The organism is Bacteroidota bacterium (genome assembly GCA_016720935.1).
In the GTDB taxonomy this organism is placed as follows: domain Bacteria; phylum Bacteroidota; class Bacteroidia; order AKYH767-A; family 2013-40CM-41-45; genus JADKJP01.
On the sequence record JADKJP010000005.1, the window covers coordinates 290100 to 307445 of the forward strand.

Sequence of the window (17346 nt, forward strand, 5' to 3'; positions counted from 1 at the left end):
CATACAAAGATGACCTCCCCTCTTTAAAAAATTTTATCCTCGATTAACGCACTACCAATTTATAATTATAGGTGTTTTCTCCTTTGTTAATTTTAACCTGATACACGCCTGCTGCAAGATCTTCAACATTGAATTGATTGCTCATCGCGTTAAAACGTACCTCACGAACCAGACGAATGGATGCATCATAAATGCTCAGATGCACCGGTGTGGCTGCATCAAGATTTACATTAACGATGCCGCTTGCCGGATTTGGATAAATTGAAATACCGGATTGCAATCCTGCTTCGTCAATACCATTGAGAATGTCAGCGATAACAGGTACACGATCACTGGTACATACAGCACCTTGTTCTTCAACTTCCCAATCGTAGAAATAATAGTAGTAATTCGCGCCCTGATTGGAACCTGTGATAACAACTGTATTGTTAGGAGTTACATATGGATAAACAACACCATTTGAGCTTCGCTGCAAACGTGGTGAATTATGATTAAAGGTAGTTTGGTTTACGGAAGCATTGGTGGTGAGACGGTACGTACCCGGAGTGAGGGCGAAATTCAAATTCACTCTGGAAGAATCTACAGGAATGTTTACTGATGCATACTGAAGCACCGTTCCTGATGCATCGGTAAGTTGAACTTCACGAAGTCCTGCTGAATCAGTATAAACTTTTACTGACTTCAAAGTACAAGCACTGTTCACCGTAAATTCAATCGTACCGTTGGTTGTAGGACCACTGAACAATGTTCCTGCGTGATAAGTCATTCCGGTATTTCTCAAAGGTCCCGGATACGATGTCCTGTTTTCAACCCAATACGTTGTTGGAGTCGATAAAACCGGAGTGGTAAATGTTGCACCCTGACCAAGCAATGTTCCGCCTGTTTGAGAATCATACCAGTAAAGATCATTTCCTGTTGCACTGAGTACAACAGAAGTTGGTCCTACTGCGCTGGCTCCACTGACAATCGGATCAGGAGAACTCAGGATACTAACGGTAACCGGATCAGAAGTAAATTGTCCGCAGGCACCGGTGATGGTAACTGTATAGGAACCCGGTGTGGTAACATCGATAGATTGAGTTGTGTTTCCATCCGACCAAACATAAGCAACAGCAACTGAACTTGTCAGTGTTACAGATCCACCATTACAGAAACTTACGTCTCCTGATGTTGAAATACTTGGTGTTTCATCGGGATTCTGTGAAATGCTAAGAGTTGGTGAAAGGTCAGTACAGGTTCCACCGTCAGATACCAGCACATTGTATGAACCGGAGCTGGATACCTGGATAGATTGTGTTGTTTCGCCTGTAGACCACAGGTAAGATGAAAATCCGGTTGCGGCAGTCAGCGTAATTGTTTGTCCAACACAAATAATACTTGGTCCGGAGATCACATTTCCTGCGACAGAACAATTGTTCTCTACAACATTCACAAACTGGTTGGCATTCAAATTATACAAACGTGTAATATTTCCAGAAGGGAACCAGATAACCGCTGAGTCCACTTCCAGATTATTTCCCAATCCGAAATGCAATTGTGATGAATTACAAGTTCCATAACTTTCTCCAGCACGTACCTCACGTACTTGTGCTCCCCATGGTCCGTAAATAGTAGCACGACCACCAATAGCACCTTTATTACTTGCTGTTCCTACCAGATCAAAAGTGATGAAGTGATTGGTGTTTTTGTTGTTCAGGTAAGCGACATCCTGAAAACTGGAAGGACTTGTATAGATGTCACCATAAGAAGCATAAACATCAATGAACCCGTCGTGGTTCAAATCACCGGTAGCGAAAGAAAGCATACCGTTATTGGCAAACAATCCGTTCAGTTGGGTGAATGTCATGTCACCATTATTTTTCCAATACATCCACTCGGATCCTGTTACAAGGATATCCGCAAAGCCATCGTTATCGAAATCTTCAACGACTGATTCGATAGGTGTAATCGCGTTGGTATGAAATCCTGTTGACAACAATTCAGTGTAATGACCGGTACCGTCATTTTGAAAAATCTGGCTGGTGTGATCGTGATTGGTAAGTACCAGATCAAGATCCCCATCATTGTCGAGGTCACCGAAACTGGAAGTCCATGTTTGCCAGCCGATATCAATTCCGTAAGCATTGGCCTGCTCGGTGAAATTATTATTTCCATCGTTTACAAACATTCTGTTGATACGGCGAAGATCTGTAGGGCTTGATGTGCTCTGACGACAATGCGCGACATACAAATCAAGGTCGCCATCATTATCAAAATCAATCCAGGCGCTTCCATAGTTTCCTGAATCTGCCGGATCACCGTTGTAATTCACACCGGGATTAACGGCAAAATTTACCATTGTAGAAATGTTCAGATTACCTGTACCATCATTGAGGTACATGTGGGCAGCCGCATTATCATCACAACAGAACAAATCGATCCATCCATCGTTATTGAAATCCGCGAACGTTGCATTTTGCAAAAAGAATCCGGAGTTCTGAAGTGTAGATGTAGTCACGGTAACAGTACTTCCGGCGCCGAATAATTTTACAAAAATAATTCCGCCATCACCATCCATCACCGCATCTTTCCATCCGTTCTGATCTACATCCGCGCAGGTCATCGCCCAGGCGCTGGAAGTACCGATGTCATATAAAAATTGTGTTGTGTAGCTTCCATCGCGATTCTGTAAATCAAGATAGAGACGGTGGCCCTGATCCATCCGGAGGATGTCATCCATCCCGTCAAAATTTACATCCGTAACGGTTACAGCACAACCGCTGTACATGCCGCCAAGATTGAGACTGGTATTGGCATCCGTGAATGCAAGCTGAGCATTTGCGGAAAATATTCCGCACATGAAGAGCGACATCCCCATCAGCAACACACCTTTAAGAGTAGAGTGTTTCATGGTTTTTGATTAGACTGGTTTAGATGCTATTTGTTTTTATTTAATTTCTTTTCAAAATTTTTCTTGTCCATTCACCCGCTGTTGACCGAACCCGTACAAAATAAGTTCCCGCTGTTCCGGTAAAATTGAACGTGATTTCTTCTTTGCCTCCAACAGGATTCAATTCCAGAATTTGTCTTCCGTTCATATCGAACATTTCTATGTGAAGGATTTGTGTTCCTTTTCCAACTCTTGCTGTCACTCTGCCATTTGTTGTAATGGTTGGGAACACCAGGGCTTCTTGTACTGTGGATATTTGTTTTACTCCGGTAATGTTCAGAGACAAGCTGTCTTCCAGAATTTTCAATGGAACCTTATCCGCGGCATTGTACATTGTCCGGAAGGTGTCAATCTCAGCACTTGAAAGCTGGAACATTTCATCCAGCCATTTTGGAGGTACAGGCTGGTAGAACAATCTTGCATAAACCCTCACCGGACCATTTACATTTGGCATGGGTACATGGTAATGTACTTCATCGGCACCTGTTCCTTCTGTGATACCAACTTTATTGAAATCCGGATCCGCTAAAGCATCCGCGGAAATCTGAACAGTATCGTACGCGAAATGATTCGTGGTAAATCCCAATGGCGGCAGACGATTGTCTTTCAACAAAACAGCTGCACGTTCAAGAACAGAAGTAAAATTATTGTTTACATCTCCCATGACCAGTTCATAGATCTGCGGAATATCCGATTGGGAAATGAAATCGTGATGAGTTTCAAAAGCCGGATTTTCGCCTACAACTCTTGCATTTGAATCAAAAATTCCAGACTTGAACACGGTATCCCCAATAGCATCAAGAATAACAAACTGCAAAACCGCGCGTCGTGCGGGATATCCTGATGGAAATTTGTGGCCTGCCTTGTTTTGAAGTCGTACTCTGAAAAATCCGGTATCACTCACCGCACTGTCGAATGTGACAGACATATCCACCGAACTCAACATGAGATTCGCTGTGGTGGCCTGAATCGTTGAATCAAATCGCCCATCCTCCACATTCACACCCAGACTGTTTTTATTATTCTTGATCAGGTTCAACATAAAATAATTTGCACCCGCAAAAACATGCTGATTGAAAGGAAAACGAGGCTGAAGTGCAATGAACCCGTTCGCGATGACCACCGGATCACTCAACTGCGGCATATGACAAGTCTGGCATTTGATATTATTGGCAGGGAAACTTGAATTCAAATACTCGTGGTAAGTAGCTTGTTCAACGAATTCTCCTCCGGTAAGATTTCCGCTTAGATCAACTGTTTGTGTAATCAATGTATGGCAGGAAGAACACAAACGAGACTGATCCATGTGCGTGCTATACGTCGGCGTATAGCCTTCATAAAGTTGCATCGGACCAACTTCCGGCAAAGTAAACGGACCGTAAATGTGACGCGTTGTATCGTATAGTGTGTTACCGGAAAAAGTAGTGCCTGTAGTGGAATCAATCGCATGACAACTCACACAATTCACTCCGTCTAATCCAAGAGTATCGTTCACCAGATCACTCAGCCTGTAATACTGATTACCATGAAAGAAGTGATTGTACCTGCCTGCAGGAGCATGACAGGAAGTACATTTGTCCTGAAGGTGTCCTTCATGCGGCGGGTTTATCAGGATCTCCTGGCTGACTTTCGCGCGCCACAATGGATCCTTCGCGGCCAGCGCCATCATACTGCTTTCCCAGTGTGAAACAAGATTCACATCATTCCCGTTTTCGTCGATGTTAGCCTGGGCTGTTGTATCATGACCATGACAGCCCCGGCAACTATAGGAAGACAGAAACCATTCTCCCGGACCAATAGGTGTTCTCGAAGTACTAAGATTTCTTAGAATAAATAATTCAGTAGGCGTATGAAATGGATGTGCCGGATCCTGACTCTCAGAAGCAAGAGTCAGCAAAAACAATAGTGATCCCAGTACTGAGACAATGATAATTTTTTTCATTCCGGATAAAGGAAAAACCTATGAGTCTAGCCGCATTACATAGATCCTTTGACAAATTTATAAAATCTACCTTATAAATGAAATATCTCTGAAGCCTTTAAGCATGAAGGTTTTCAAGACCTCAGTCCAGGTATGGAAAAGTAAAAATGGTGGGTTATTTGGAGAAAAATAGCCTTTCTATCACTGGTGTGGTGGTTTCGGGGTGAGGATTTTCCAAAAACTGAGACTTGAGTCCGATTGTCAACAACCATGTTTCTGCATTACAGAGCTACTCCCGCTGGGCCAAGTCTTTAACGAAAGCCTGTGCGTTGGAGGACTTGGACCGATATTAAGCCTTAGACCTTAGAAATATAATCATTTTATTCAATTCAGCAGCAACCTGCTTATAACATTAGGTTGAATTTTTATGGTAGTTAAGATTTTCAGTAGCACAAGAAACTTTAAGCTCCGAATTAAAAATACATACTATAAGAACCAGCTTATTTGGTTTTATTTATTCAATGAAAAATAAAATTTTTGTGAAATGGGATATGCGTATAGAATTCACAAAAAGGATGCGGCGTATTTTGTAAATTCACCGTTGTTGACCGGATTGATCTTTTCACAAGGCCGGAATACAAATATTTACTTTGTGAAAGTTTAAACTATTGCATTCGGAAGAAATCACTAAAAATATTCTCCTATGTGATCATGACAAATCACATTCATTTATTATGCAGGGCTGAAGAAGGGAAACTGAGCGACATCGTTCGCGATTTTAAAAAATATACAACCGGAAAACTTATTTCAATGATCCTTACCGGAAGAGAAAGCAGGCGCGAATTCCTACTCGAAAAATTTAATTATCACGGCCAAAAAAATAAATTAAATACCAAATATCAAATTTGGCAAAACGGGAGTCACGCTGAAGAAGTTTTTGAGCCGAAATTTACATTGAGTAAAATTCAATACATTCATTACAACCCGGTAGAAGCTGGTCTTGTGACCTATCCTCATGAATATCGATTTAGCAGTGCACAGGATTATTCCGGTATTCAAGGACCTGTAGACGTTGAAGTTCTGGAACTTCACAAATTATTTTAATTATCTGATTCAGACATTAAGTACTGTCAGCATTAATATTTTAAAATTGCCTTTTTACTTCGTTGCAAAGAAAAAAGAATGGAAGAAATATTAGATTTCTAAGGTCTGGTTATTATAGACCATTAAGCTAACGCGTGGGCCTTCATTTAAGACTTGTTCAAGATGGGAATAAAATCGCTATATTTCTAAGGTCTTAGTCTTTATAACGGGCCAAGTCCGCTGACGCACAGGCTTTCGTTAAAGACTTGTCCCAGCGGGTAATTCTATCTTGGCATAGGGATGATTCGAAAAATATTTCGCTTTCTATGCTTGAAGATACGACTCGGGAATACCTTCGATTGCGTAATCCAAACGGTCTGTATATCGCAGTCCCTCACTTTGACAAAGACCATTACCATGTTCACATTTGTGCTTCCGGTGTAGAAAACAAAACTGGGAAGTCACTTCGTCTCTCAAAAACAAATTTGAGTAAATTGTCAAAAGGTATCCAAGAATATCAAATTGAGAAATACCCAGAACTTAAACACTCCTTGGTTCAAAGGGGAAAGGGAAGGAAAAACTCAATTACCGAAAAGGAATATCAATACAAAATGAGGGTAGCAAGAGCAACGGATAAAGAGTCACTGTTGAAAGTATTACGATCGAATTATCAAAGATCAGTGTCCATCAAGGAATTCTTCTCCAAGTTGAATGAGTCTAAAATTGAAACCTACCAAAGAAGTGGAAGGGTTACAGGCATTGTTTTCAACGGAAAAATATTTCGATTCTCAAGACTTGGAATTTCATCAGAGTTATTTCAGGAAAGCAGTGTTGAGATGAAAAGAAATAATGAATTAAAGGGTTCAAGGGATTTAAAAAAGAAAAAGCATAAGGAATTAAATTTATAAATTTAAAATTATTTAACCATAAATTTCACACTTCCAGTTCCACTCCCACTACTCATCTTTGCCATGTATATCCCGGATGGTAGTTGAGGTAAAACCAAATGCTGAATACTACTCCACTCCGGCAAAGAGTATTTTATTATTTCCTTTCCTTCAAGATTAATAATTTCAAGTTCTCCAATCGATTTCATTGTCGGATATGTAATTGTGAAGTGACCATCGGTAATTGGATTTGGATTGAATTGAAAATTAATTTTCAGATCTAAATCTATAAGACTTGTTGTTAAGCTATCACACACACTTCCAGATTCTGCTCCAAGGAAATAATTAGGATAGTTAGGAATAGTGTATGCATTATAAAATTGTAAGTGAACACAATGCTGACAAACATCACAACCCAACCCAAGAACATTCGGATTATTTATAACATGAATATCAACAGTACTGTTTCCACAATTAATATATATTTTCCCATCTGGAGCTAATTGAGAAAGGTAGAATGTTGAAGCAAATGGATGTTGTGGTGAATAATAATTATCATAAATAGCAACCGTAGATAAAGTCGAAGATATATTTGGTGCCGTTAAATCTATTTGATAAACATATCTTACTGAAGAAAGGTAAAGCACTCTAGAGTTTGGTGAAAATGCAGCTCCAGTAACATAAGCACTGTCATTAATTGAAATATGAGTTAGGTTACTAAAATCTCCAGTGCAACGGTCAAATTGGTAAATGTCCAAGTCATTCGAGGGCTCATAGTAGGCATAAAAATTGCCATCTGGAGAAAAAACACATTGACCAAAATTTGCTTCTCTTGCAGCTCCAATATTTTGTGTCCAAGGACCTTCAATTCCATATGGAGTTATCAAGTACTTAATGTATTGATTTGAATTATTACTACGATGAACTATCATCCACCAATCTCGACCATTTGCATGTTTACAAGCTGTTAAGCGCCCCTCAACCAAACTATCATTTAGAAGAATATTATTTTTCGAAATTACTGCTCCTCTTCCACCATCTAATGTCATATCTATGACAGAATAATACAAGAAAAAGGATGAATAACTATACCCATAATCATCACATGTTTCATGAAATAAATAATATAGATTCGAATGATTAGGAATCGGAATAACCAAATTTGCTTGAGGAATTGGCAAACCTAAAAATGAATTATTATCTGTAAATGGTGCTGGGTTTAATCCTCCGCCATTTTGTAATGTATCATTATTCGAATTAGCAATATACACACCATTAGAAATGAAAAGCATGTTCCCAGCTGAATCAGAAATCATTCCATTAGTACAATTAAGATTTATATTCCTATTATCTTGACTTAAATTCAAAACACCACCAGCAAAATCCATTTTGATCCCTCCCCAAGGTGGACCACTTGGATAATCATATCCCATTAGCCAAAGGTTACTTATCCCTTGTGAAAACAAGAATACTGGAAGGAATAATCCTAATAAAAGAAGTTTTTGAATTTTTAATTCCACTATACAAATGTAGTGCAAAATTATCCAAGCAAAAAATTCAAATTAGCTGTATTTACCTAATAATGACAATTTTGCCACAATTTACAATTCTATCACCATCAATTAATCTATAGCCCACCACTTGTGGTGCAAGTTCAGATATATCGAACTTCAAACTAGAAGCAGTTCCATCAAGTTCAATCAATTTAATTACTTCCCCAAATAGATCTACGATCTGCAAATAGCCTCGATCATTTGATATACTGTAAACAAGAGTGGTTGTTCCATAGGTTGGATTTGGAAAAATCCGAGGTAAATTTTCTTGACTTACATTATATAAATTTTGATTGCTGGTTCGACAACTTATTTCTACAGCCAATGAAGTTGTGTCTGAATTACCGCAATTATTCGAAGCTATAATGCTAATTGCACCACCTGCTGATCCGAATTCCACCACAACACTGTTTGTGATAGTTGGGTTGCTTGTTAAACAAGTGGCTCCATCAGGTAAAATAATATTATACTCCGTACTACCAGGTACTGAATTCCACGTATAAACTTCGACATCATTTTCACAAACACTTGAATTACCAGAAATATCCTCCACTGGTTTTGGTGCGCCAAATACTGCCATACAACGATCAAGACCATCTCCACAAGCATTTACACCATGAACACAAATTAGGCCGCTCTGTATATCAACGGGAAATGATACGAGTATAGTGTTTGTAGTTGAATCACCAACAAAACTAGCACCTGAAGGAATTTCCCACCTGTAACCAAAAGTTGCGCCGCTCATTGAAGGAATAGAATATTGATACGTTTGTTCGCATACTCCAAAATTTGGATCACCGGAGACTAAACCTGGCCGATCAAGTATAGAACATGTATCAGGAGAACCACATATCAAATCATCATTATAAATTTCATCATCATTTATAAAATGAAAGATACTTCTTGCTCCATAAACTGATGGACCTTCACTTAAAGGGCACTTGCTTGCGATATTATAAATACTAACGGAATCAGAATAGATGTTATCCCATTCATTGAGCGAAACATTTGAAAGGTAAAGATGGTTTACATCGATTTCGTTCTGAACAAATTTATCCATTGAAGATAAAGTATCATTAATGTCCAAAAGCTCACTTACTCTGGAATTTAAAATGGATGTCATAATTGCTAACTCTTCTCGATCCTTATTAGCTTGCTCAATTAATAACCTTGAAACCGAATCCTTTTGAAGATATAAATCACCAATTGTTTCGAGATCTAATGTGGAATCATTCACAATCAAACTATCAAAATAAGAAATTTCATCAAACATAAATTTGATACTATCTATTTTCACAGAATTTGCCAAAGTTGAAATAGAATCTATCCAGGTTAAGCTATCCTTCAATATATTTATATAACTAAGCTGTGAAAGCAAATTAAATTTATTGTTATTAAAAAAGGAAGCTATTGAAGAATCTTCAGACGTTAATGTTGTATCAAATAATATCTTTTGCATTAACTTTTTTCTTGAATACCAAACCATTTGCGAGTCATTCGCCGAACTATGAATGCTATCTAATGCAACCATAATATCACTTGATGAAATTCTACCATTTGGATTAGAAATAATTACCGGGTCCATACAATATTCTGGAAAATCAATATCCGATGAACTACAACTTGCATCAATCCCAGATAAACTAGTGAACATTCCTGGGGGATCAAAAGTATTTGGTAAATGATATTGGTAAGTCGGATCCACAATGAATTGATTGTTACCAATACCTTGAATGTTCTCATTTTTTGCTCCCAATATACCGTATGCACCTCTCCACAAATTACCTTCGTGAATTTGATTACCAATTAAACCAGTTCCTGTTATATGTAGGCCGAACGCGTCAGTAAACATCGAATTACTTTCCCACATTCCTAAGTTGGGCCCTTCAAAATAAAAACCATCATATGTGTGGCCAACAGTATTACATTTATAAAAATAATCTGCTCCTTGGCTAAAAGATGTGTGAATACCATATTGAGATGAGTGGCTCAAAGAACTGTTTGTGCCTTGAACATAATTGCAGGTTAGAGTCAAATTTGAGCATCCAGAAAGAAGAATCCCGTCGCTGGTTGATAAAATTGAAGCAGGTAAGTAAATGTCATTGGATGCAACTTTATATGAATTGCAATTGTTCACAACAATACCTCTTGAATTAAATGGACTTGAGCCCATATTTATAATGTTGTGCGAAATGGTTGAATAATTACTTGCTAGCCCTCCATCCATCGCATTAATTCCGATAGATTGATTATTTCCATTTGTCATATTGATATTGTTCCCATACACATATAATTTTTGCGCTTGGTCATTCAAATTAAGATCAATACCAATGTATCTAGCCTTTATGTTGTTATTGAGAATTTGCACATTTAAATTCGTTGAATTTGTGATTCTAATTCCGCTTCTAAAACTAGCTGAAACACTACCAAAAGTATTTCCTTCAATTTGTGCGTTTACACGAAATGTGGAAATACCATTCATATCACTTAAGAAATATGGATTGTTTAGTACTACTAAAAGTTCAGCACCGGTAGTACTTTCTGAATAAATTGAAGATCCGAGTGAATAGCGATCAATGATTAATGTCTTATAGCTATTATCAAAGTTTTTGATATTTTCAAAACGAATTTCATTTTCAAGATTCAAATTACTGTTGTGGGCCAGTATTCCAAAATTTAAATTGCTGAAATAAATTTGGTCTGCTAGAGTGCCGCCAACAGTACCTTGCAGATCAAGCAAAGCAAGATCGTTAACAAAAATTCCAGAAAGAGAGCGCGTGGCAGGATCTGTTGCTTGGCTTGTATATTTACCAGTCAAAGCTGAAGAACAGCTGAATCGGGTTTTATTTAACAGCATGTTGACAGAATTCATTCCACTCACTGCTTCCGGAACATAAATGCCGACATAATCTCTGTTAAATTCAGCATCGTTGGTAGAAAGGTTTGCACCGCTCAATAAAGTTGCACCGAATTCAGCGTCTTCAATGGTGGAGCCATCTTCTATTATCAAAGTACCACCGGATTCAACAATAATTCCAGCCCACATATTTCCGCAAGCATGCAATATTGAATTGTTCGTGACTTTAAGTGTGCATCCAGCCTGAACTGTGATTGAAACAGCTTCTGCAATCAGAATGTCAAGTCCGGAAAATTCTACTGTTCCGCTTGAAATAACAGCATTGAAACTCAGACTTTGATTTGTTGGAGAAGAGTAGACTCCCGATGTCAGGACTCCTGCAGAGCTAAGCATCTGGCTTGAAGCTGAGCCGCAACAAAACTGATTTAAGGATATCGTTGAAGAAGATGTACTTGTGCAGCTATGATTATCCGTAACGGTACAGGTATAGGTTCCGGCAGCAAGACCGGATGCTGTACTTGATGTTCCGCCGGAAGGACTCCAAGAATAGTTGTAAGAAGGAGTTCCACCAGAAACCGAAAGAGTAAGCGTTCCATCTGTTCCACTCACACAAACAGGATCGGGAGTGGACATGGATAGGGAGAGGGCGGAGGGGGAAGCAATCACTACCGAACTCGTTGAGGTACAACTATTTTGATCTGTGACAGTACAGGAATAAGTTCCTGCTGTTAATCCAGAAATTGAATTTGTTGTTCCGGTAACAGGTGACCAATTGTATGAGTAAGGCGACATTCCTCCACTGACGCTCAATTGTGCATCACCATTCGACTGACCATTGCAAGTACAGTCATTGTGTGACATACTTAATGATAATGCCGCCGGTTGAGATATTGTGACGGTAGTGGTTCCAACGCATCCATTCACATCAGTAACAGTACAAGTATAAGTGCCTGCAACTAAACCAGAAGTCGTAGCCGCTGTTCCTCCACTAGGACTCCATGAATACGAATACGGACTCGCTCCACCAGAAGCATTTATCGTTGCGCTTCCATTTACTCCAGAATTACAAGAAACATTTTGACTTGCTGAAGTTGCGACAGTAACTGTAACAGTATTGGTTAAAGTAAATGAAACGGTTGAAGTACAAGTTCCATCTGATAAAGTCACTGTATAGACACCGGAACTTAAGCTAGTAGCTGTTGCGGTCGTTTGAGTGGGAGTAGTACTCCAGCTATAAGATGGCGTTGTGCCCGGACCAGGAGTTAATGCAATTTGACCATCCGCATGCGGGTTGCAACTCGGCATGGTAACTACAGAATTTGTGATGGTAGGTCCAACGGCTATTTGATTAGCACGGCACAAACTTCCAATCGTAATCACACATGAATAATAACCAGGACCAACTGAAATAGATGAATTATTACCCGTTAAATGTGTCCAAGCATGTGTCGCAGGATTAAATTTATACCAATTAAAATTTCCATTATGAGTACTACCATATCCTGATTCAGTTATAGTATAATTACAAGCTACGGGAGCAGGCACAGGATCGAAAGTTGGAATTCCTGGGATATTGATAGACGCTTCTCTAGAACAACCGGCAGAATTTGTAACAGTAACCGAATATCTATCTGTGTAATATGCGATCATGGACTGACTTGTGGACCCATCACTCCATAAATAACTAAGCGATGGACCGGTTGCATCTGTGCTTAATATTACATTTTGGTTGCCAGGATCGCTCACGCAATTTGAAGTAATATTTACAATCGTATTAGCAGAGATAATAATATTTACCGGATCACTGGTCAATGAACTGCAATGTGAGTTTGCACTCGGATCTGAAATTACATAGTAAATATCCCAGTTTCCGATCATACTAGCATTATCGGCATAATTCAATACCAGATATTGTTGATTGCCGTGAGAAAAAGCTGTTCCTGATCCTCCAGCATGGGGGCGTCGGTACCAAGTAATGGTTTGAGGACTAGTCACGTTTACACTTGCATAAAGAACGATAGGATCTTCCTCGCACACTATTTGACCATTTGATCCGCTCCAAATAATTTGTGGCACATCTGAAACATAAACCTTTTGTTCATATGTGTAACTGCCGCATTGAATACTTCGATCATGATTATAATAATTCAGATGCATTTTTGCTATATAATAATCTCCACTCAAATAAGGAACAGACGAAATGATAAGATCGTCCACGGCATTCGGAGACGGATTGGTGCTATAATCATTCAATGAAATATCTGTGAGTGAATTTCCTGTGGATGAAATACTAATACCTGTAACTGCTGTAATCCCGTCCGAATGCACAAAATCAAAAGTATAGTCAATATTTGATTCAACTGGACCACAGTATTTGAATTTTACAGTTGCTAAATTGCCACTTGCAACACAAGGTGTTTGATCAATACGATAAATAATTGCAGGATTATTAAAGTACTTTGTTAAAATGCTTGATGTAAACCAATAGTGTGAGCCAGGATGAATTATGTTCTCAGCAGCATTATTTATATTTGTCGCCACATGAGAGTTTGTTCTCCAGTCATCATAATACAATTTCTCAACCGTAAAAATATTTCTAGCAATTCCTGGTGTAGTACCAGTGGTCACTCCACTCACATATGGATTCGACATCCAAAGTCCTTGATAATTTACACCACCCAATCCTCCACCTTCTGCGCTATGCAAAGGATGAAAAACTGTCCAATCTTGGGTGCTTACTTTATTAAAATAATTATTAAGTATTTCCACTCCATTGTCGAAAGGTTTTGTTACTGTTGCATTATAACAAGAATAATTTACCGCAAGTATTTGATCAACTTTCCTATTTAATGTTGTAGATGTGCAAGGATCAGTGTAACCTGCATTATTACCATCGTTGTAATCAAGAATACAATTTGGATCAGTTGAGGGATCAGCATAGTTATAAAGCCGAGATGTGTAAGCTTCAATTTTAACATGCGCAGCCGAAAGGATGTCTACAAAATCCTTGTAATACTGAAAGTCACCTTCGAGGTTCCAATACTCATACTCTGTGGTGAAAATATCAAAATCAGCACATGGCCCGATGTTAAAACGAGAAATGTTGATTGACAAACGCAATAACTGAGTAATATCAAACAAGCTATCAGATGCTAAGATTGTTGAATCTTCAATTGCATTGATCAGTATAGTGTCATTGATTAATGCACGTTCTAGTGAACTGAGTGTAAGAGAATTATTATAATTCATAATACCATTAAATTCTGTAGTGTTGCTAACAGCGGCTCCAAAAGTCTCAATGCAATAATCATTCTTAGCGACATTCATAAATCTGCATAAATTATCTACTACAACATCAGGATTTAGTGAAGTATTTGGATAATGAATTTGAGAATTATCAAATAGAACCCCAAGGTTGTACATAACCAAATGGGTGACGTGATTGGCCTGGCAATATTCTAATATTGCTTGCTCTTTTGGATACAAATTAGTGGAAGTGTTAATTGTTCCGGTTCCCAAAAAACCATAGCTAACATCGACTGCTGGTTGATTGGAACTATTTCTGAAAACAGAAAAAACTTTATCCAAAAACATTGCCCTTGGGAAGTTCGCGATGATACCGCTTGGAGGAAGCCCAGAGTTAACGGAATTTCCAATTGAAAAACTACCGACAGAACTTTGGTATCTTGAACGAAGATGTCCGTTAATTGAATCTCCTGAATACGAGCTGTTTCCTTCGTCTTTCCAGCTACTTCCATTCCATCGGGCCACTTTTAAATTTGCACTAGCGCTAATTCCGCAACTTGTTTTTGTGATATCCCAATAAACATCAACATAACAAGATGATGTTCCGGATTGATTTAAGGTCCAGTATTCACATTCGGAAATGTATCCAAGTGTTGAATCTTTGGTTGAAGCACCATATTTGACAACTGGAGAAGAATGAAAATATTGTGCCGTGAATGTGCTTGATGAAGAAATGGAATCGAGTGCAATAGGACGAATGAAATTATCTTTTCCAACGGGGAATGAAAAACTTGAAGAGCCTGTTTTGGAAAATGGCCCCTCTACAAACGAACTATCACTTCCTCCGTTGCAGTTGGAAGATGATCCTAAAACAAATTTATTGGTCGAATCGGCTAAGACGATTCCATTCGTTAAGAATAAAGAATCGGAAATATTCAATGGAGCTTTCAAAGACCATTTTCCGGAGAGCTTATTGACTTTTACTTTTTTAAATTCCAACACACTTGTAGAATTTATTTCCTGCAAAGCGGTTCCATCAATCACTGCGCAGCCACCATTATTTCCAAAGTAAATGGAGTTTGAGCTTTCATTGAAAATATCTTCAGCAAAAGTTGAATTCGCTGTATAAGCTGGATAAATATTTACTCCCGATCCTTTTTGAATAAAAGACACATCGGCATTGTAATCATCCGGGTTCACATACGCCAGGTAGAAATTATTGCTGTGACTGCTGGAGTCTTTTAAAATGGTTGTTCCGTTGAATACATTTCCTCCGTTACTGATATCATTGGAGGTTCCATACCTTGTAATATTCGTCGTGGAATTAAAAGTAGCTCCGTTTAACTGTATGTATTGACCATAATAGGTAAAACTTCCATCAAATGAAGTGCCTGAGTTTAATATTATTTTAGTAGAATTATTATTCATTGTAATGAACACTGCATTGCTTCCTCTTTGAATAAAATTCTTTAATGTTAAATTACCTGTAAACCCTGAAACCACGCTTGTTGTTGCTGTTGAATCCAGGGTAGTTGTTCCTCCGGAATTGCCAAAATTCATTCCAGCTAAGGCATTGTCAAAAACAACTTTCCCTTTCATTCTTGCATTTCCGGTATTTGCAACGTAATAGCGATCAGAACCTGTGACTGAATTTAAGTTTTTAAAGCTAACACTATCAAGGAATAGGGAATTATTTATACTCATAGTTCCGATGCCATTTTTAAGAATTACAGGCGATGCAAATGTGTCAACAGAGGTACTCCCACTTGTGAATGTGCATGCAGCAGACGGATTATGAAAAATGGTTGTTGCTTTTGCAAAATATGAACCGCCTAGGGAAGTGATATTACTTGATCCGGTTGTTGTTATTGAACATGTACCTAAGAATCGTGTCCCTTCTAAATAAATAAACGGCGCAGAAGCCGCTACGTTAGCTTTGATAGAAGTTCCACTTTCAAATGCAATTTTTGCTGTACCTGTAAGAGTTAAACTGACTGAAATCGTTGAATCCGATTGTACAAAATTCCTTAGGTATAGAAAGCCCGCACTAAATCCATTTGTTCCGATAAATAAATTTTTACCACTGCTAAGTGAACAATTACCAGTAGAATAACCAAAGTACACTTCTCCGTTTGGTGTATCAAAAGTAATATTCCCATTATATGATGCAGTTCCATAATAATTTGACCAGATATTCTTTCCAGCAAAAGTGACATCGCCATTAAATTGATTACTTGTTCCTCGGTGTGCAATATAAATTTTACCTGTACTCCGGTTAGTTACCCATGTCCTGGAATTAAAAACATCCGGAAAAGAATCCGATAGCACCAAATTACCAGATGCGCTGTCAATAATTGAAACAGCTCCATTGAAAGTGTTTCCTCCTTTTCCATTGTCGCCGGCAGTTCCTTTCTTCACAACACTCAAGCTGTCATTAAAGGTCGAGCCATTTAACAATATACTGTTTCCAGTTGCGCTTACTACTGCTCCAAAAGTGGTCCCTTTAAAGGTAATTGTAGATGTACCATACAAACTTAATGTGCCGTTATTAATTTGACCACTCGTAAACATACCTGTTGCAGAAACGGATAAAGTATAGGTTTGAAGGTCTATGGTTCCGGAAGTCATTGTAAGTTGCTTAACCGAAGTGTTTGCCGCTAAATAGACATTCCGCGATCCGGTAACTATTGTAACGGTATCCGTAGACCCTGGGACACCTGACGGAGTCCAATTTGACGAAGTTGTCCATGCAGTAGAAGTATTGCCATTCCACGTATAATTTCCGGCATAACAGAAACTTGTGACAGTAGCTAAAATTAAGAACAAACCGAGTTGTATATTTTGAATTGCTGAGGAGCGGAACATGTCTT

At 38.6% G+C, this 17346-nt stretch carries 5 protein-coding genes and 1 pseudogene; 2 read left to right on the forward strand and 4 right to left on the reverse strand.

Features of this window, described 5'->3' with window-relative positions; translation table 11 throughout:
* Positions 1–43 precede the first annotated feature (43 nt).
* Together IPP86_07730 and IPP86_07735 are read right to left on the reverse strand one after the other, a co-directional pair.
* Positions 44–2890 (reverse strand): VCBS repeat-containing protein, encoded by a 2847-nt coding sequence (locus IPP86_07730; protein MBL0138404.1) that lies wholly within the window; start codon positions 2888–2890, stop codon positions 44–46.
* 40 nt (positions 2891–2930) lie between these two features.
* Positions 2931–4871 (reverse strand): T9SS type A sorting domain-containing protein, encoded by a 1941-nt coding sequence (locus IPP86_07735; protein ID MBL0138405.1) that lies wholly within the window; start codon positions 4869–4871, stop codon positions 2931–2933.
* Between the two features lie 576 nt (positions 4872–5447).
* On the opposite strand from IPP86_07735, the pseudogene IPP86_07740 reads away from it, so the two are divergent.
* Positions 5448–5954, forward strand: a pseudogene (locus IPP86_07740) (transposase).
* Between the two features lie 245 nt (positions 5955–6199).
* A complete protein-coding gene (locus tag IPP86_07745) occupies positions 6200–6841 on the forward strand; it encodes a relaxase/mobilization nuclease domain-containing protein (GenBank protein ID MBL0138406.1) in 642 nt (213 codons plus the stop codon).
* Positions 6842–6849: 8 nt separating this feature from the next.
* On the opposite strand, the gene IPP86_07750 is transcribed toward IPP86_07745, so the two are convergent.
* Both IPP86_07750 and IPP86_07755 read right to left on the reverse strand, forming a co-directional pair.
* A complete protein-coding gene (locus IPP86_07750; GenBank protein ID MBL0138407.1) occupies positions 6850–8340 on the reverse strand; it encodes a T9SS type A sorting domain-containing protein in 1491 nt (496 codons plus the stop codon).
* A gap of 52 nt (positions 8341–8392) precedes the next feature.
* Positions 8393–17341 (reverse strand): hypothetical protein, encoded by an 8949-nt coding sequence (locus tag IPP86_07755; GenBank protein ID MBL0138408.1) that lies wholly within the window; start codon positions 17339–17341, stop codon positions 8393–8395.
* Between the last annotated feature and the right edge of the window lie 5 nt (positions 17342–17346).

Coding starts and splice junctions, on each gene's coding strand:
- IPP86_07730 (MBL0138404.1), bottom strand. CDS start 2,890: ATGAAACACTCTACTCTTAAAGGTGTGTTGCTGATGGGGATGTCGCTC.
- IPP86_07735 (MBL0138405.1), bottom strand. CDS start 4,871: ATGAAAAAAATTATCATTGTCTCAGTACTGGGATCACTATTGTTTTTG.
- IPP86_07755 (MBL0138408.1), bottom strand. CDS start 17,341: ATGTTCCGCTCCTCAGCAATTCAAAATATACAACTCGGTTTGTTCTTA.